At 59.3% G+C, this 18,685-nt stretch carries 15 protein-coding genes; 8 read left to right on the top strand and 7 right to left on the bottom strand.

Translation table 11 applies throughout. From position 1 onward, the window contains the following. The first annotated feature begins 12 nt into the window (after window positions 1-12). Window positions 13-1,146, top strand: coding sequence for an NAD(P)/FAD-dependent oxidoreductase (locus tag ACYVIS_RS11705; RefSeq protein ID WP_460874034.1), 1,134 nt, complete (start codon window positions 13-15; stop codon window positions 1,144-1,146). Then, a complete protein-coding gene (purU, locus tag ACYVIS_RS11700; RefSeq protein ID WP_460874033.1) occupies window positions 1,143-1,997 on the top strand; it encodes a formyltetrahydrofolate deformylase in 855 nt (284 codons plus the stop codon). The genes ACYVIS_RS11705 and purU overlap by 4 nt, the downstream gene beginning before the upstream one ends. Window positions 1,998-2,045: 48 nt before the next feature. Here purU and ggt read toward each other — a convergent pair whose 3' ends face one another. Both ggt and ACYVIS_RS11690 read right to left on the bottom strand, forming a co-directional pair. After that, entirely contained in the window at window positions 2,046-3,827 is a 1,782-nt protein-coding gene (ggt, locus tag ACYVIS_RS11695; protein ID WP_460874032.1) for a gamma-glutamyltransferase, read from the bottom strand. A 13-nt stretch (window positions 3,828-3,840) separates the two neighbouring features. After that, entirely contained in the window at window positions 3,841-4,731 is an 891-nt protein-coding gene (locus ACYVIS_RS11690) for a LysR substrate-binding domain-containing protein (RefSeq protein WP_232740903.1), read from the bottom strand. Between the two features lie 135 nt (window positions 4,732-4,866). Between ACYVIS_RS11690 and ACYVIS_RS11685 the strand changes: the two genes are divergently transcribed. From ACYVIS_RS11685 to ACYVIS_RS11675, 3 genes are all read left to right on the top strand, one after another. Further along, the gene (locus tag ACYVIS_RS11685) at window positions 4,867-6,564 is read left to right on the top strand and encodes a thiamine pyrophosphate-binding protein (RefSeq protein WP_460874031.1); all 1,698 of its coding nucleotides are present in this window, start codon (window positions 4,867-4,869) and stop codon (window positions 6,562-6,564) included. Between the two features lie 75 nt (window positions 6,565-6,639). Next, complete coding sequence (locus tag ACYVIS_RS11680) at window positions 6,640-7,833, top strand: acyl-CoA dehydrogenase (protein ID WP_232740905.1); 1,194 nt, start codon at window positions 6,640-6,642, stop codon at window positions 7,831-7,833. A 1,010-nt stretch (window positions 7,834-8,843) separates the two neighbouring features. Continuing rightward, entirely contained in the window at window positions 8,844-9,278 is a 435-nt protein-coding gene (locus ACYVIS_RS11675) for a TM2 domain-containing protein (protein WP_232740906.1), read from the top strand. 96 nt (window positions 9,279-9,374) lie between these two features. On the opposite strand, the gene ACYVIS_RS11670 is transcribed toward ACYVIS_RS11675, so the two are convergent. The 5 genes from ACYVIS_RS11670 to ACYVIS_RS11650 all read right to left on the bottom strand — a co-directional run bounded on the left by ACYVIS_RS11670 (window position 9,375) and on the right by ACYVIS_RS11650 (window position 15,517). Next, the gene (locus ACYVIS_RS11670; RefSeq protein WP_460874030.1) at window positions 9,375-9,818 is read right to left on the bottom strand and encodes a MaoC family dehydratase; all 444 of its coding nucleotides are present in this window, start codon (window positions 9,816-9,818) and stop codon (window positions 9,375-9,377) included. A 191-nt stretch (window positions 9,819-10,009) separates the two neighbouring features. Continuing rightward, the gene (boxA, locus tag ACYVIS_RS11665) at window positions 10,010-11,269 is read right to left on the bottom strand and encodes a benzoyl-CoA 2,3-epoxidase subunit BoxA (RefSeq protein WP_232740908.1); all 1,260 of its coding nucleotides are present in this window, start codon (window positions 11,267-11,269) and stop codon (window positions 10,010-10,012) included. A gap of 89 nt (window positions 11,270-11,358) precedes the next feature. Continuing rightward, complete coding sequence (gene boxB, locus ACYVIS_RS11660) at window positions 11,359-12,786, bottom strand: benzoyl-CoA 2,3-epoxidase subunit BoxB (RefSeq protein WP_232740909.1); 1,428 nt, start codon at window positions 12,784-12,786, stop codon at window positions 11,359-11,361. 54 nt (window positions 12,787-12,840) lie between these two features. Further along, window positions 12,841-14,499, bottom strand: a complete 1,659-nt coding sequence (gene boxC, locus ACYVIS_RS11655) for a 2,3-epoxybenzoyl-CoA dihydrolase (protein WP_460874029.1) — start codon at window positions 14,497-14,499, stop codon at window positions 12,841-12,843. Window positions 14,500-14,614: 115 nt separating this feature from the next. Further along, window positions 14,615-15,517 carry a helix-turn-helix transcriptional regulator gene (locus tag ACYVIS_RS11650; RefSeq protein ID WP_460874046.1) on the bottom strand — a complete coding sequence of 301 codons (903 nt, stop codon included), beginning with the start codon at window positions 15,515-15,517 and terminating at the stop codon, window positions 14,615-14,617. Between the two features lie 141 nt (window positions 15,518-15,658). Between ACYVIS_RS11650 and ACYVIS_RS11645 the strand changes: the two genes are divergently transcribed. The 3 genes from ACYVIS_RS11645 to ACYVIS_RS11635 all read left to right on the top strand — a co-directional run bounded on the left by ACYVIS_RS11645 (window position 15,659) and on the right by ACYVIS_RS11635 (window position 18,576). Next, complete coding sequence (locus ACYVIS_RS11645) at window positions 15,659-16,126, top strand: 4-hydroxylaminobenzoate lyase (protein ID WP_460874028.1); 468 nt, start codon at window positions 15,659-15,661, stop codon at window positions 16,124-16,126. 81 nt (window positions 16,127-16,207) lie between these two features. After that, entirely contained in the window at window positions 16,208-17,761 is a 1,554-nt protein-coding gene (locus ACYVIS_RS11640) for a benzoate-CoA ligase family protein (RefSeq protein ID WP_460874027.1), read from the top strand. Beyond that, a complete protein-coding gene (locus ACYVIS_RS11635; protein ID WP_460874026.1) occupies window positions 17,758-18,576 on the top strand; it encodes an alpha/beta fold hydrolase in 819 nt (272 codons plus the stop codon). Before ACYVIS_RS11640 ends, ACYVIS_RS11635 begins: the two co-directional genes overlap by 4 nt. Window positions 18,577-18,685 lie beyond the last annotated feature (109 nt).

The following is an 18,685-nucleotide window of genomic DNA, read 5'->3' as shown; positions in this document are numbered from 1 at the left end:
ACGTATGAATAAATGGCTGTAGATATAGATTGTGTCGTACTGGGTGCGGGCGTCGTGGGCCTGGCCGTGGCCCGCGAACTGGCGCTTGCCGGACGCGAGGTGCTGCTTGTCGAAGCCGCGGAAGCCATCGGAACCGGCACGAGTTCACGCAACTCGGAAGTCATCCACGCCGGAATCTACTATCCGCAAAACAGCCTCAAGGCCAGATTATGCGTGGCGGGCAAGCACAAGCTCTATGCTTATTGCGCCGAACGCGGCATACCGCACCGGCGCCTGGGCAAGCTCATTGTTGCGGGCGACCCGCAGCAAACCCAAAGGCTGGCCCAGATCGCCGAACGGGCCGCGCTCAACGGCGTCGACGACCTGTACCAGATCAGCGGCGTCCAGGCCCGGGAACTGGAACCGGCACTGTGCTGCGATGCGGCCCTGGTATCGCCATCCACCGGCATCATCGACAGTCATGCGCTGATGCTGACGCTGCAAGGCGACGCTGAAAACCACGGCACCCAGTGCGTTTTCCATACACGATTCAGCAGCGGCCGGATCCTGGATTCAGGCGAATTCCTGCTGCGCTTCGAGGGAGCCGAGGCCATGGAAATCACGGCACACAGCGTTGTCAATGCCTGCGGCCTGTCGGCCCCCGCAATGGCGCGCAAACTTGTGGGCCAGCCGGCCGAACAGATACCGGACGCTTATTTCTGCAGGGGCAACTACTTCACCCTGGCGGGCAAGGCGCCGTTTTCACGGCTTATCTATCCCATGCCCGATCATGCCGGCCTGGGCGTGCACCTGACGCTGGACCTGGGCGGCCAGGCCAAATTCGGTCCCGACACCGAATGGATAGAAAACGAAGACTACACGCTGGACGCGCGACGCGGCGATTCATTCTATGCCGCAGTCAGGCGCTATTGGCCGGATCTGCCCGATGGGGCGCTAAATCCGGGATATACAGGCATACGGCCCAAGATTTCAGGCCCTCATTCACCAGCGGCCGATTTCGTGATTGCCGGCCCGGCAATCCACGGCGTACGCAATCTGGTCAACCTGTTCGGCATTGAATCGCCCGGCCTGACAGCCTGCCTCGCGATTGCCGAAGCGACCCGCGCGGCCCTGGGCGATCCCGCTACATCTGATCAAACACCATGACACGCTACGACTACATACTGACCCTCTCCTGCCCCGATCGCATCGGCATCGTCCACAGCGTCTCGGGCTGGCTGCTCAATCTGCACGGCAATATCATCGATGCGCAGCAGTTCGGCGACACTGAAACCCAGTGCTTCTTCCTGCGCGTGCACTTTACCTTGCCCCAAGCCATCGGCATAGGGGAACTGGAGCAGCGCTTCGCCCCCCTGGCCGAAAAATTCGACATGCAGGCCCAGCTCTACGACGCACAACGCAAGGCACGCCTGCTGATACTCGTCAGCCGCCAGGGGCATTGCCTGAACGATTTGCTGTTTCGCACCCACAGTGGGCAACTGCCGGTGGAAATAGCCGGCATCGTCTCGAATCACAACGATTACGCGCCGTTGGCCGATTCATACAAGGTGCCTTTTTTCCATCTGCCGGTCAGCCCCGAAACCAAGCCGGTCCAGGAACAGCAAATTCTGCAACTGGTTGAACGCGAACGCATCGACCTGGTAGTGCTGGCTCGATACATGCAGATTCTGTCCCAGGATCTGTGCAAAGCACTGTCCGGCCGGGCCATCAATATCCACCACAGTTTCCTGCCCAGCTTCAAGGGTGCGCGCCCCTATCACCAGGCCCATGCGCGCGGCGTGAAGATCATTGGCGCCACGGCACACTACGTGACGGCCGATCTCGACGAAGGTCCGATCATCGAACAGGATATAGAGCGTGTCGACCACGCGATGAGCGCAAACGACCTGGCTCAGGTCGGCAGCGATGTCGAGTCGCTGGTGCTGGCACGCGCAGTGCGCGGCCATGTGGAACATCGCATTTTGCTCAACGGCCGCCGCACCGTCGTATTCCGCTAAGCTGCGGGCGGGCGCAAAGGGCGCCCCTTGTGGTCGCCCGCCGTGTAGTCATCCGCCCATCGCCACACCTTCACGGCGCGGGTCTGCGCCGCCCTCCAGACCCTGCGGCGTAAACACCACGCCCTGCAGGCCGCTGGGAAACTCGACTTCGCGCACCTCGTGGCCCATGGCGCGCAAGCCCGGCGCCAGGCTATGCAGGCTGGTATTTTTTTCCAGCTCGGTAAAGCGGTTGCGGCTGCCCAGATTGGGCAAATCGATGGCCTGCTGGATATTCAGGCCGCGATCCAGCACTGCGCGTATGGTCTTGGCCACGTAGTTGATGATGGCGCTGCCGCCCGGCGATCCGATCGCCATGTAGGGCTTGCCGTCCTTCAGGATAATCATGGGCGACATGGAGCTGCGCGGCCGTTTCAGGGCTTCGACGCGATTGGCAACGGGCTTGCCCTGGGCATCGACATCCGACAGGGAAAAATCAGTGAGCTGGTTGTTGAGCAAAAAGCCCCGCACGAAAATCTTGCTGCCAAACGCCGATTCGATGGTGCTGGTCATCGAAACCACATTCGATGCCGCATCGACCGCCACGATATGCGTGGTGGACGGAATTTCAGGCGAGTCGTCGCGACCGCGCACCGCCCGCATATGCGCCGGATCGCCAGGAGGCGCCACGCCTATCGTGCGATTGGCCTTGATCAGCCCGGCGCGCAAGGCCAGATACTTGGGATCGAGCATGGCATGCACTGGAACATCCACGAAATCCGGATCGGCCACGTAGAAATCCCGATCGGCATAGGCCAGCTTTCCGGCCTCGGAAAAATAATGCACGGCTTCGAGCGAATCGACCGGAAACGTGTCAATCGGCGTATGCGACAGAATGGCCAACATTTGCATAACCGTTATCGGCCCCGAACTGGGGGGCGGCATGCCGCACAATTTATAAGCCTCGTAAGGCGCGCACACAGGCGCCCGTTCCTGGGCGTAATAACCCGACAAATCGGCCAGAGTCATGTCGCCCGGCACGGAATGATGCGCAATGGCATGAACGATATCGCGGGCAATCTGGCCGCTGTAGAACGCCTTGGCGCCCTGCTGCGCAACCTGCCGGAATACCTGGGCCAGGGCGGGATTGCGCAATCGATGGCCAACGGGCCAGGCATGCCCTTGCGCATCGTAAAAATAAGCCGCGGCGGCAAGTTGTTCGCGCAGGGCCTTGTTCTGTTCCAGCAAGGCGTGCAGGCGCGGAGAAACCGGAAAACCCTGTTCGGCGATTCGAATGGCCGGCTGAAACAGGACTTTCCAGGGCAGATGCCCCTGCTGATCATGCAGCAGTTCCAGGACACGCAAGAGCCCGGGTGTACCCACGGAACGGCCACTGTTGACGGCATCCCAAAAAGGGATGGCATGATGATCGCGCATGAAGCGGTCGCTGCGCGCCGCCGCCGGCGCGGTTTCGCGGCCATCGTAGGTACGTACGCGATGCCCCGCGGCATCGTAAGTCGCGATGAACGCGCCGCCGCCTATGCCGGACGATTGCGGCTCAACCAGGTTCAGGACCAGTTGCGTGGCAATGACGGCATCGGCCGCATTTCCTCCGCGCCGGATCATCTCGACCCCGGCCCGGCTGGCCAGCGGATTGGCGCTGGTCACCATGAAATGCCTGGCCCGCACCACCTGGCGCTCGACCCGCCCCGTTCCCGCCTCCGGATTGAGATCCTCGGCAACCATTGCTTTCCGGATCGGCTCGGGCAGATTCCTGGCCGATGCCGAACCGACGCCCAGCAGCAGCACCAAACCCACAACAATCAGATTGGAAAATATCCGCTCTTGCTTCATGCTGTATCTCCCGCTATGGATTCAAATCGACCTGTCCCGACAACCAGGATTCAAATGCCTGCAAGGCCTCGGATCGCTCGTTATGGTCGGGGTAGCCAAAATAATAGGCCTCGCTCACTGTCAGCCCTCCTCCAAAAGAACTTGCCAGGCGGCCGGCCCGCAGATCATCCTGCACGACGAACTGCGGCGCCAGCGCCACACCCATGCCGGCCTGAACCGCCGCCATCGTCATGGTGAACAGCTCATAACGCGGGCCGCCGCTCATGGAAGGCATGTATTCCCTGTGATGCTGCCGATACCACTGGCGCCAGGAGTCGGGCCGCGAGATCATGTGCAGGTGCGTCAGCGCCGCCAGCCCATCCCGCTCCGCCTGCCGTGCGAGCTCAGGAAGGCAGACCGGCAACAGTTCGCCCTCATCGAACAGCTTGATTCCCCGGGTGTGCGGCCACATCTGCCCGGCATGGTAGATAGCCGCGTCGAAAGGATGGTCATTGAACTGAAACGGCAAAGTCCTGACCGACAGGCTTACCGCAATGTCGCCATGTATTTTCTTGAAATCCGGCAAGCGCGGAATCAACCAGTTGGTGGCCAGCGTGGGCAGGACGGCAATGTGCAGGCTGCGGCCCATGCCGGAACGCGACACCAGGCCAAAAGTGTCTTTTTCAAGCTGCTCCAGATGATGCCGAACCCGTGCCGCATATTCCGCCCCCGCATCCGTCAGCGCGACCCGGCGCCGGATTCTGGTAAAAAGCTGTACTCCGAGACGATCTTCCAGGCCCGCCACCTGTCGGTATACGGCACTATGCGTCAGCGCCAGTTCTTCGGCCGCGCGGGAAAACGAACCCAGGCGCGCAGTGGCCTCAAATGCCTGCAAGGCGCCTAAATTGGGTATGCCGTTTCTCATTAGAATGACTTATAGATCCAGGTGGGCGGTAGAATCGGACTCTTAAACCGTAACGGTGTCTTGCATAATACGCAAGACATTGTGCAATTTTATCAATTGCCTTGTGCATATAACGCACATTATTCTGGACAAACTATGAAACCCAGCCCATCCCCCGTCCTCACCCCTCGCTTAGGCGGCCATATCCTGGTCGACCAACTGATTGCTCATGGCGTAGAACATGTTTTCTGCGTACCCGGAGAAAGCTACCTGGCGGTGCTCGACGGCCTGCACGACGCGGCCATCAAGGTCACGGTCTGCCGTCAGGAAGGCGGTGCGGCGATTATGGCCGACGCGTACGGCAAGCTGACAAACCAGCCGGGAATCTGCATGGTAACCCGCGGGCCGGGCGCATCCAACGCCATGGCCGGCGTGCATATCGCACACCAGGATTCCACCCCGATGATTCTGTTTGTGGGGCAGATCGATCGGGCCATGCGCGAACGCGACGCCTTTCAAGAGATGGATTACCGGGCCGTATTCGGTACCCAGGCCAAGTGGGTCACTGAAATCGACCAGATCGAACGCATACCGGAAATCGTTTCGCGCGCCTTTCATATCGCAACCTCGGGACGCCCGGGGCCGGTAGTGATCGCCTTGCCGGAAGACATGCTGACCGAACAGGCCAGTGTCGCCGACGCCCCGCGCTACGAAGTCGTGGAAACCGCGCCGACCGGGCAACAGATGACCGAGCTCGGCCAGCAACTTGCACGGGCCAAAAAGCCCATAGCCATACTGGGAGGCTCGCGCTGGAGCGAACAGGCAAGCCAACAATTCGCCGAATTCGCCGAGCGCTACCAGCTTCCGGTCGCGGTGCAGTTCAGGCGGCAAATGCTGTGCTCGACCGATCACCCGACTTTCGTTGGCGACGTGGGCCTGGGCAGCAATCCCGAACTGATGCAGTACATCAGGGATGCCGATCTGATCCTGCTGGTCGGCGGCCGCATGTCCGAAATCGCCAGCCAGAGCTATACGCTGCTCGACATACCCGTACCCGCGCAATACCTGATCCATATTCATCCCGACGGCAGCGAACTGAATCGCGTCTATCGCGCCGACCTGGCCATTAATGTATCGCCCGTTTCCTTTGCCAACGCCGTGGCGCAACTGCAGCCCGCCCAGGCCCCGGCCTGGTCAGGCCTGACGCAGGCGTTGCGCGCCAGCCACATTGCCTGGCGCAATCCCGACAAGATCCAGAACCCGGGTGCATTGCAAATGGGCCAGGTCATGCACTACCTGGAAGCCACGCTGCCGGACGACGCCATCATGTGCAACGGCGCCGGCAACTACGCCACCTGGCTGCACCGCTTCCACCAGTTCAAGCGTTACGGCACGCAGCTTGCCCCCACATCGGGGTCGATGGGTTACGGCCTGCCCGCCGCTGTCGGCGCCAAGCGTATCGAGCCCGATAGAACCGTGGTCTGCTTTGCCGGCGACGGCTGTTTCATGATGCACGGGCAGGAATTCGCCACGGCGGTGCAATACCAGTTGCCCATTGTCGTGATCCTGATCGACAACGGTATGTACGGCACGATCCGCATGCACCAGGAACGCCATTATCCCGAACGGATTTCCGCCACCGCATTGCAGAATCCGGATTTTTCCGCCTATGCCCAGGCCTTCGGCGGCCATGGCGAGCGGGTCGAGACAACAGAACAGTTCGGCCCCGCCTTCGAGCGCGCCATGGCCAGCGGAAAGCCGGCAATCCTGCACTGCATCATCGATCCCGAAACCATCACGCCCACCACGACACTGCAGAAAATTCGCCAGCAGGCACTCGCATCGAAGGCTTGAGGCCCTTATAAGCGCTGTGTTTTTTGCAAAAATACTTTAAACTTAAAATTATTTATATCGAATCCGGAGTCCCCCATGTCCTCAGCCCCCTCTTTCCATTGGCAAGATCCATTATTGCTGGACACCCAGCTCACTGAAGAAGAGCGCATGGTGCGCGATGCGGCACATGCTTATGCGCAGGACAAGCTGGCGCCGCGCGTACTCGAGGCTTTTCGAAACGAAAAAACCGATCCGGCCATTTTTGCCGAAATGGGCGAATTGGGCTTGTTGGGTGCCATGATTCCAGTCGAATACGGCGGCGCCGGCCTGAACTATGTCAGCTACGGCTTGATCGCCCGCGAGGTCGAACGCGTCGATTCCGGCTATCGCTCCATGATGAGCGTGCAGTCTTCGCTGGTCATGGTGCCTATCAATGAGTTCGGCAGCGAGGCACAAAAACAGAAATACCTGCCCAAGCTGGCCCGCGGCGAATGGATAGGCTGTTTCGGCCTGACCGAGCCCAACCACGGCTCCGACCCAGGCAGCATGGATACGCGCGCGGTCAAAACAGCCAACGGCTACAAGCTCACCGGCAATAAAATGTGGATCACCAATTCGCCGATCGCCGATGTTTTCGTGGTTTGGGCCAACTGCTCCGGCGGCCCATATGACGGCAAGATCCGCGGCTTCATCCTTGAAAAGGGCATGAAAGGCCTGTCGGCACCCGCCATTCATGGCAAAGTGGGGCTGCGCGCCTCGATTACCGGCGAAATCGTCATGGACGAGGTTGAAGTCGCCGAAGAGCAGATGCTGCCGGGCGTCAGCGGCCTCAAGGGCCCCTTTACGTGCCTGAATTCGGCGCGCTTCGGCATTGCCTGGGGGGCGCTTGGTGCCGCGGAATTCTGCTGGCACACGGCGCGCCAGTACACCCTGGACCGCAAGCAGTTCGGCCGCCCCCTGGCGGCTACACAATTGATCCAGAAAAAACTGGCCGACATGCAAACCGAAATCACGCTGGCGCTGCAGGGTTGCCTGCGCCTGGGGCGCATGAAAGACGAAGGCACGGCCGCCGTCGAGATCACTTCGATCATGAAACGCAATTCTTGCGGCAAATCGCTGGACATCGCGCGCATGGCCCGCGATATGCTGGGGGGCAACGGCATTTCCGATGAGTTCGGGGTGGCCCGCCATCTGGTCAATCTTGAAGTCGTGAACACTTACGAAGGCACGCACGATGTGCACGCCTTGATCCTGGGTCGCGCTCAAACCGGCATCCAGGCGTTTTTCTAAGACGGCTTGCAAGAAGGGGCAGCCTAGAGCATTTTTGGTTCGAGTGTTTGCCGCGCTGAATGCGTTTCTGTGACTTTCGTTTTGAGCCGTTTTTAGGCTTGGGGTGTGAATTTGGGCTGCCTGTACTGGCTTGAGCGATGGCTTTGGGCTGTGCATTGGTGTGTGGGCGGCGGTTAATTCTATAAAGACGCCGCAGGGTGGGCGGTGCTGTGTAGTCCGGCACGTCCAGCGGTCGTGGTGCTACGCACCCCGACTGCCCGGGTCTGCCTCGTCCAGGCGGGCGTCGGGCGAACTCGCCCGGCCTCGCGAGGCCGGGCTCAGACAGCGCCCGCCGACACCCCCCGCCTTCCCTTCGTCAGCACCCGGCGCTGGACTACCGCCGGACTACACAGCACCGCCCACCCTGCGGCTTGCGTTGAGGAAATGCAGCGAGAGAAGCGTTGGAGTCATGCATCGAGGTATACGTTGGGGCTGTGGGCATTTAGTCAGTCGAGTCATCAATCTCGGTAGATGTAGCCACGTGATAAAGGTACGGGTGCACGCACGTTACCGGTTTTATTGATGCAGGCCCATTAACAGTAAGTGCAAGCACATTGATTCCAGGCATGCCCTAACGTGAGCCGTCTATCGGGGCTTGGGGTCAGGACCGGCGTAAGGCGTGCGCCGGATGCTACCGTAGGGAAGGCGGGGGCCTTCGGCGGGCCCTGTTTGAGCGCAGCCGCGCCAGCGGCGTAGCGAGTTTGGCCCGACGCCCGCCTGGACGAGGTAGATCCGGATCAAGCACGCCGTGCCGGCCCTGACCCCAAGCCCCGATAGACGGCGTCTTTAAATACCAAAGCTACCACAACATCAAATCCCGCAAACAACCCAAACCAAAAACGACCTAGTAACCGCCTGTCATCCAAATTCTTCAGATACGGAAGCGGCAACCCGCCAAAACCCGCGAATTCTTCTTATCAGGGAGACCCAGGCAAGATATACTGCCGAAAAAACACGCAGGAGGTGAAAGCATGAAAGGTTCTATTCTGGATATCAATGCCGGCTCTGGACTCATCGCCGGCGACGACGGTAAACGCTACTCCTTTGCATCCACGGAATGGCGCGGCCAGGTGCCCGGCCAGGCGGGCCAGAAGGTCGATTTTGAAGCGCAGGGCGACACGGCAACCGCCATCTACCCCGACAAAAGCACCGACGATTCCTCCAAAAGAATCCTCGCCGGCATTCTGGCAATATTGCTGGGCGGCCTGGGCATACACAAGTTTTATCTGGGCTACACCAAGGAAGGCGTGATCATGCTGGTGGTGTTCGTCCTGGGCTTCATCCTGTTCAGCCTGCCCTCCATCGTCATAGGCATCATCGCCTTTATCGAAGGGATAATCTACCTGACCAAATCGAATGCCGACTTCGAACGCATCTACGTAACCGGGCGAAAACCCTGGTTCTAGGCGGCATTGCCCGGTGCAACAACCGGAGCCCACAAGGGATACCCCTACGAAACGGATAGCTCATGTCCCTGCGCATGAGCCCCTGCAAACGCATTCCTATTTGCCGTTATCCAGTTCGAACAGGCTCGTGGCCTCGACCTCGAGCACTTGTTCTTTACGCTGATTGAATACCCGCCAGGTCCAGCGCATGATGCCCAGGTCGTCGCGGCTTGATGAAATACGCACCGAATCCACCGTTGCCTCCAGGTGGATCGCGTCGTCGGGACGCACCGGCAGCAGCCAGCGCAGCTTTTCCAGGCCAGGCGAACCAAAAGACTCGGAGTCATGCAGGGCCGCATCGACAGCCATGCGCATGGCCAGGCTACAGGTCAGCCAGCCGCTGGCGATCAGGCCTTCCCACCGCCCCTGCTCGGCGCGTTTGACGTCGGTATGAAACCATTGCGGATCGTAAGCCTTGGCAAAACTCAGCATTTCCTCCTGTCTGACGACCACAGGAGGATGTGTAACCACCATCCCGGCTTTGAATTCGCTGAATTTCATGGCAAAACCTCTAAAAGCAATGATAGATAATGCGCTCCATGTCGCCTGAACCGCTCGACGGCCGGCCAGGCATAATGGACCGCAGGTAGCCTTGAAGTTTAACCGCCCGGAGCAGGAATGGCATTCGCGCCTATCCAGACAGGCCGGACAAGCCGGCCCGCCCTCTATTCGAGAACAGCGCGCCCGACGCTTTAATATGTCTCGAAATGCAGGCGCCCCTGGGATTTAAGCTGGCTATGAACGTCCAGCCAATGCCTGCCCGCCCCTGACACCACATCCTGCAGGGCATCGATCACTCCGGCTTCCATGCCTTTCAGGCCGCATACGTAGATGCAGGTCTTGTCGCTTTCCAGCAGTGCCGCTACTTCGCCGGCGCGTTCGCGTATCAGGTCTTGCACGTAGCGCTTGGGCTGATCGGTCGATCGCGACAAGGCCAGATTGATATCGATGAAATCCTTGGGCAGATTCATAAGAGGCCCGAAGTATGGAAGCTCGCGCTGCGTGCGTGCGCCGAAAAACAGCATGAGCTTGCCACTGAAACCTTTGTCTTTCACCAGGCGCCGACAACGCTCGGTCATGGCGCGCATAGGTGCCGAGCCGGTACCGGTGCAAATCATGATCAGATTGGAGTCTTCCTGATTGGGCATCAGGAACGTATTGCCAAACGGCCCGATAACCTGCACGGTGTCGTTCTTTTTCAGATCGCACAAATAGTTCGAACACACGCCCAGAATGGGTTTGCCATCGTAGCCGGCTGTCACGCGCTTGACCGTCAGCGACAGATTGTTGTAGCGCGGGCGCTCGCCGTCGCGCGGGCTGGCTATGGAATACTGGCGGGCATGATAGGCGCGGCCGGCGCTATCGGCGCCCGGCGGAAAAACCGCAATCGACTGCCCTTCCAGAACGGGAAAAGGCGCATCGCCGAAATCCAGCACGATATGGTGAATATCGCTCTCGGTGTCCTCGTCGGTTACCCGGTAATTGCCCACTACCGTGGCCATCACTGGATTCTTGTGCGTGTACAGATTGACGTAGGGGTGCGCAGCCGACCACGGCGGAATGCTGGCGCCGGCCGAGGTCGAAGGCATGCCCTGCAGATCGTTTGCCGGATCGTCTCCAGAGTCGATCGAAACCGTAATCACCGCGGCCGGCGCAACGGCGGGCGTCTCGTCCAGGGCCTGCTCGGCGGGCAATTCGTTCCAGCCGAACTGCGCGTCCATACCATAGGCCTGATCCGACAGCACCTTGAGCCAATTATCGATGGCGCCCGTGGGGCACGGCGGCACACAGGCCATGCAGCTATTGCAGATTTCGGGGTTCACCACATAATTGTTCGAATCATGGGTAATGGCATCGATCGGACAGGTTTCCTCGCACGTATTGCAGCGTATGCAAATTTCGGGATCGATCAGGTGCTGCTTGATGACGTGAGTTGGTATCGGTGCTGTCATGATTGAACTCCTCATTGCCGGAACGACCGCCCGTCTGGGCTGCAACCCCGAAAATGCAGGCTTCGCACAGGAAGCCTTGTTCTTGAATGTTAATTGAAACGAACGTATTCGAAATTAATGGGCTGGCGGTTGACGCCGATCACCGGAGGCGCAATCCAATTGGCGAACTTGCCGGGTTCAACCACGCGCCCCATCAATGAAGCAACAAAGGCACGATCTTCGGCCGTCGGCAGCCAGCTGTTTTCGTGGTTTTTCCATTGCTCGTCGCTCAACACTTCGCCTTCGGGCGAAACACGTATGCCCGCCAACGTACCGATCTTGCGATTGAATGCCTTGTGCGGTACCCGCAGGCGGAAGGCAATGCCGTTTTTCTCCATGACCTTGTTCCAGCGGCCGATGCCGGCCATCGAGTCGCGGATGAAATCGTCGCGCAAAACCTCGTTCAGGGCATTGAGCATAGGCACTTCGATTTCCCGCAACTGGCCATTGGCGACTTCCAGTACGCGATAGGTGTCGTTCTTGAGCTGATGATCGTCGGTGCGCTTGCTCTCTTCATAGCGGCCTTTCAGGCCGGAGCTATAAAAGATGGCGGCGTTGGAAGATTGATCGGCGCCGAACAGGTCGATGGTCACGCTGTAATGAAAATTCAGATAGCGCTGCACGGTGGGCAAATCGATGACGCCGGCCGCGCGCAGCGCCGCCGGATCGTCGGTCTTGAGCTGGTTCATGACTTCGCAGGTGCGCTGCAAGACTCGCGAGACACCTGACTCCCCGACAAACATGTGGTGAGCCTCTTCAGTCAGCATGAATTTGGTGGTTCGCGCCAGCGGATCGAAGCTGGATTCGGCCAGAGCGCACAATTGGAACTTGCCATCGCGATCGGTGAAATACGTGAACATGTAAAAGGCCAGCCAATCGGGAGTCTTCTCGTTGAAGGCGCCAAGAATACGCGGGCTGTCCTGGTCGCCGGAGTTGCGCTGCAGCAAGGCATCGGCTTCTTCGCGCCCATCGCGGCCAAAGTAGCGGTGCAGCAAATACACCATGGCCCACAAATGACGTCCTTCCTCGACGTTGACCTGGAAGAGATTGCGCAAATCGTATTGCGAAGGCGCGGTCAACCCCAGGTGGCGCTGCTGCTCCACCGAAGCCGGCTCGGTGTCGCCCTGAGTGACGATGATGCGGCGCAAATTGGCCCTATGCTCGCCCGGCGCCTCCTGCCACACATCGCGGCCGATATGCTCGCCGAAATGAGCCTTGCGATTGCCGTCTTGCGGGGCCAGAAAAATACCCCAGCGGTAATCCGGCATTTTGACGTGGTCGAAATTCGCCCAGCCGTCGGGCTGCACGCTCACGGCCGTACGCAGATACACGTCGAAATTCTGGGCGCCTTCGGGGCCCATTTCCTGCCACCACTGCAGGTAATTGGGTTGCCAGTGTTCGAGTGCGCGCTGCAGTGCGCGATCGCCCGACAAGTTCACATTGTTGGGGATTTTTTCTGAATAATTGATACCGGACATGTCTGGAACTCCTTGAGGATAGTCTATATAGTCGCGCAGCCTTCAAGGCCCCGCTTACACGCGATTCCAATCGAAACTGGCCTGCTCGCCCTTGCCATACAACTTGAGTGCGCCCTTTTCGCCCGATGCATTGGGGCGATTGAAAATCCAGTTCTGCCAGGCGGTCAGGCGCCCGAACACCCGGGTTTCCATGGTTTCCTTGCCACCGAAACGCAGATTGGCCTCCAGCCCCGTCAGCGCGTCGGGCGACAAGGCCCGGCGCTCTTCCAGCACCAGGCGGATCTCATCTTCCCAATCGAGGCTGTCGGGCGCAAGGGTAATCAGCCCCAACGCCTCGGCTTCCCGGGCCGACAAGGCGCGCCCCAGCGTGGCACGCACGGCATCGATCGCCGGAGCCTCTTCGTAGAAGCGCCGCTCGATGCGGCTTTGCCCGTTGACCATGGGGTAGTGGCCGAAATTCAATTCGTCGACTACGATTTCGGCGGGATGTTCGGCTTCGGCATCATCCAGCATGTACGACCGATCGCAGGCCAGGGCAAGCTCGAGCAGAGTGCCCACAAAACACGAACCGATTTCAATCTGGGCATACAGCGAGCGCGAGGTCACATCGAGACGCGCCAGGGTGCGCCGCAACATGCCCAGGGTTTCCCGCACAAACCAGTGCCCGGCAAATTTCAAAAGGCTGGCATCGGCCGCCAGCACATAAGAGGCATCACCGGCAGTCTTGAACACCCAGGTACCGATATCGAGTTCATTGGTGCGAAAATGAAGAATGGCGTCATCGAGCTCGCGCGCCATTTGCAGGGGCCACCAGGCGGCACCCTGGGCCTCTATGCCGGCAATGTCTTCTGGCACAGCCCCCTCAGGGGCACGCACCGTCCAGGTGGCCAAGCGTTTTTCACGATCGATCTGCACATCGACATATTTGTAGGAAACGCCGGTTTCGGTGTCCAGGCGCTGCAAGGGCGTGAGCTCCACGCCCTTGCGATCGGCCGGCCTGTCGCTGCCGGCGGCCAGCTCCAGAGCCCGGCTCTTGATTCCATGGGCGAACTGGGCGGGTTTGATCAAATCATCGACCAGGCGCCAGTCCTTGGCGCGCTGGCCCCGTACACCCTCGACCAACGTACAGAAAATATCGGCATGATCATGGCGCACCTTGCGCTTGTCGGTAACCCGGGTCAAACCGCCCGTGCCGGGCAGCACGCCCAGCAAAGGCACTTCCGGCAGGGACACCGCCGAAGAGCGGTCATCGATGAGCAAAATCTCGTCGCAAGCCAGAGCCAGTTCATAGCCTCCGCCCGCGCAGGCGCCGTTCAGGGCCGCCACGAATTTCAGGCCGCTATGGCGGCTGGAATCTTCGATGCCATTGCGGGTTTCATTGGTGAACTTGCAAAAATTGACTTTCCAGGCGTGCGTCGACAGGCCCAGCATGAAGATATTGGCGCCGGAACAGAAGATCCGGTCTTTGAGACTTGTGACCACGACCGTGCGCACTTCCGGATGCTCGAAACGGATACGCTGCAGGGCGTCATGCAGCTCGATATCCACGCCCAGATCGTAGGAATTGAGCTTGAGCTTGTAACCGGGCCGCAAGCCGGCATCTTCGGCGACATCCATGGCCAGCGTCGCGACGGCGCCGTCGAAAGACAATGCCCAGTGCTTATATAGCCCGGGGTGGGTGCGAAAATCGACCTGGGTAGCGGTATCGCTCATGAACAGCTCCTGACTTGATAAATGAATAATAATTCATAGTCTTGAATTTTAATGCATCATATTGCACTTAAATTCACAAGTCAAGAAATCATGCATAAAAATGCATTTTTATGATTTATACAGCCGCACTCATCATCTGGCGCATATGCGACAGCAGGCTTTCGTATGCTTCGGCCAGGCTCTGGTGGCTGGTCGAGCAGACAAAATCAGCCTTGGAATAAAAAGCCTCGCGGCTCGCCAAAATTCGTTTCAAATCGGCCATGGCTTCATTATTGCCGGCCATGGGCCGGAAATCGCCCTGGGCCATGACACGCGACATGTGATCCTCGGGCGTCGCCTTGACCCAGACGGTATAGCAATGGGAAAGCATCAGGTTCATGGCGGCCGGTTCAGAGACCATGCCGCCGGGGGTGGCCAGCACCATGTCGGGGTACAACTGCAGCGCTTCTTCGAGCGCCCGCTTTTCATAACGACGGTACGCGCTGGGGCCATACAGGCTGTGAATTTCAAGAATCCCGCAGCCGGCGATCCGCTCGATTTCCGCACTGAGCTCGACAAAGGAATAGCCCAGATCTTCAGCCAGCATGCGGCCCAGCGTCGATTTTCCGGCGCCCCGCAAACCGATCAGGGCAATCTGCCGCAGTTTATTTTTCTGCCGTGCCGCCGGCTGTTCGCCGAACAAGCCCGTCAGCGCTTCGCGCGCCTGCTGCAATTCCTTTTCCGAGCGGTTTTCAAGCAGCTCGCGTATCAGCAGCCACTCGGGATTCGAGGTAGTTACATCCCCGACCAGTTCGGCAAGAACGCAATTGAACGCCTGCGCAATCTGCAGCAGCACCAGGATCGACACATTGCCGATCCCGCCTTCCAGATTGGCCAAATGACGCTCCGAAACACCGGCCCCCTGCGCCAGCGCCTTGCGGGTCATGCCGCGCATGGCCCGCAAGCGCCGAACCCGTTCGCCCAGCGCAAGCAGATAGGCATCCTTGCCGGTTTCGGGATTGGCGGCAACCAGCGCCAGGTCTTGATCGAATGCTTTATTTTTCACCCAGAATAACCCTAAGGAATCGGATAACATGCATTATAGTGCTTGACACTTCTTTCGAAAAGCCCTAATTTGCATCCATAACCTACGATTTTTTTGAAAAAAGGAGTTGCCGCGATGAGCAGCGTGCAGGAATTTCAGGACGTCATCAAGACAGTCACCGATGCAATCGGGTCGCGCATTCCCGATAACGCTCTACAGACCGATCTTAATGCACGTTTTCCCGCGCACGGCCCGATCTACGAAAAAATTTTCCAATCCTGCAAGAACGGCATTGATCAAGGCTGGATGTGCAAGTACGAGCAAGGCGGCGTTCGTTATGGACGGGTCATCAAGCCGGCCGCGGATCTTGGCGGATATTCAGTGGATGTCGTACAGATGCAGGACCTTGTCGGCCCTCATCATCGTCACCCGAATGGCGAAATCGATCTCATCATGCCCCTGAGTCCCACGGCAAAATTCGACCAAAATCCGGCAGGCTGGCTGGTATATGGCCCGGGCAGCGCTCACAGCCCCACCGTCAGCGACGGCGCGGCCCTGGTCCTTTACCTGCTGCCGCAAGGCGCCATCGAATTCAGCCGCTAAACCCATGCCGCGACGCGGCGGCAGCATCGGCGCTCCGGGTGCCGCAAACGGCATGCACACACATAATCCAGCGAGACAAATATGAACACCTGCCCAAGCGAATTGAATTATGCTCAATATCTCGGTGACATCAACGCCACTCGAACCGGCAAGACCGCATACATAGACGGCCGGCGCACGCTCAGCTATGGCCAATTGGCCGAACGCAGCGCCCGTTTCGCCGGGCTGTTGCAAAAGCTTGGCCTGCGGCGCGAAGAACGCGCCCTGCTGCTGATGCACGATACCGTAGACTGGCCTATTGCCTTTCTGGGTGCTCTCCACGCCGGGGTCGTGCCCGTTGCGGTCAATACCCTGCTGACTCCGGACGACTATGCCTACATGCTCACGCACAGCCGTGCCCAGGCCGTATTCGTATCGGCGGCGCTGCTTCACACACTGGAAGAAGCGATGGCGCGCTGCAATCATGAGGTCAGGCACATTATCGTTGCCGAGCCCGGCCAGCCCCTGTCCGCCCCCTGTATAGACTTCGAAAGCTACACCGGCGCCGCGGCCATACCGGCTGTCAAGACGCGCGCCGACGAGATCGCCTTCTGGTTGTATTCATCCGGCTCCACCGGCCAGCCCAAAGGGGTCGTGCACAGCCACGGCAATCTCTGGCATACCGTCGAGCTGTACGGCAAGCCTATCCTCGGAATCCGTGAAGACGACATCGTGTTTTCGGCCGCCAAACTTTTTTTTGCCTACGGCCTGGGCAATGCCCTGACCTTTCCGCTGTCGGTCGGCGCCACCGTCGTACTCATGGACGAACGCCCCACTGCGCAAGCCGTTTTCAAACGCCTGACAGAATTCCAGCCCACCGTTTTCTGCGGCGTGCCCACTCTGTACGCCAGCATGCTGGCCGCGAAAGAACTGCCGGATCGATCCCAGGTATCGATGCGGGTATGCGCCTCGGCCGGCGAAGCGTTGCCCAAGGACCTGGGAGACCGCTTCACCGAACATTTCGGCTGCTACATCCTGGACGGCATAGGCTCGACCGAGATGCTGCACATTTTTCTGTCCAACCGTGCGGACCAATTGCGCTACGGCACAACGGGCAAGCCGGTGCCCGGCTACGAAGTCGAACTGCGCGACGAACTGGGCGCCCGCGTTCCTCCAGGCGCCATCGGCGACTTGTTCATCAAGGGCCCCAGCGCTGCGCTCATGTATTGGAACAATCAGCGGAAAACACGCGACACCTTCCTCGGGGATTGGCTCAAAAGCGGCGACAAATACATTTGCGACAAGGACGGCTACTACACCTACGCCGGACGCAGCGACGATATGATCAAAGTCAGCGGCCAGTATGTGTCTCCCATCGAAGTCGAAAATATCCTGAGCCGGCATGATATGGTGCTGGAAGCCGCCGTCATCGGCGTACCCGACGCCGAAGGCCTGATCAAGACCATGGCCTTCGTGGTGCTGCGCCCCGGGCATGAGCCCAGCGACGAAATCAAGACAGCATTGCAGAGTTATGTTAAAGAGCATCTTGCGCCTTTTAAATATCCGCGCCAGATCCACTTTACCGAAGAACTCCCGAAAACAGCCACAGGCAAGATACAGCGCTTTCGCCTGCGCCAGATGGAAACCCATACATGACTATGCCCGCCCCGCCCGTCAATCAAGCAAGGCATGTGCAGATCCGGCTCCCGGAGCGCGAACTGACTATCGAATATCTGTTGCTCAACCCCGAAAAAACCTCCGCGCCGCTGCTGGTTTTCCTGCATGAAGGCCTGGGCTCGGTGGCCATGTGGAAAGACTGGCCTGCGCAGGCATGCGCCGCCACCGGCTGCCGTGGGCTGGTGTTTTCGCGCTACGGCTACGGGTCGAGCACACCGCGGCCGCAGGCAGAACATTGGCCGGTCACGTATATGCATACGCAGGCCAAAGAGGTTCTACCCGCGCTGTTCCAGGCGCTGGGTCTGCAAGATGAAAAGCCGATTCTGTTCGGGCACAGCGATGGAGGATCTATCGCCCTGCTTTACGCCGCGATGTATCCCGACGCCGCGCGGGCCGTCGTGGTCGCCGCGCCGCATATTTTCGTCGAAGACATTTCCATTTCCAGCATCGAGGGCGCGCGACAGGCGTATCTCGACACCGACCTGCCGGCCAGGCTGAAACGCTATCACCAGGATCCCGATTCGGCCTTCTGGGGCTGGAACAATGTGTGGCTGAATCCGGAGTTCCGCGACTGGAACATCGAGGAGTATCTGGGTAGCATACGCTGCCCGATACTCGCCATACAGGGCGAAGACGACGAGTACGGTTCGCTGGAACAAATCCGCGGTATCCAGCGTCACGCCGCGCAGACCCGCCTGTGCATTCTCCCCGATTGCCGCCATTCACCGCACAAAGACCAGCCCGAACGCGTCATCAAGGTTATGGATGAATTCATTCGAGCTTCGTGTTTGTAGGGTGAACCTTTGTGGCCATCCGGCATTTGTGTTCTTGAGTGTTCTTAAGCGTTCTTAAGACGCGGGGGTGGCGGCCCAGGCGGGGTGGTGCTCGCATCGTCCGGTCCTG

It is taken from the genome of Paralcaligenes ginsengisoli (genome assembly GCF_054781135.1).
The sequence above is the reverse complement of the archived record's forward strand: the minus strand, read 5'-3'. Positions and strand labels throughout refer to the sequence as shown.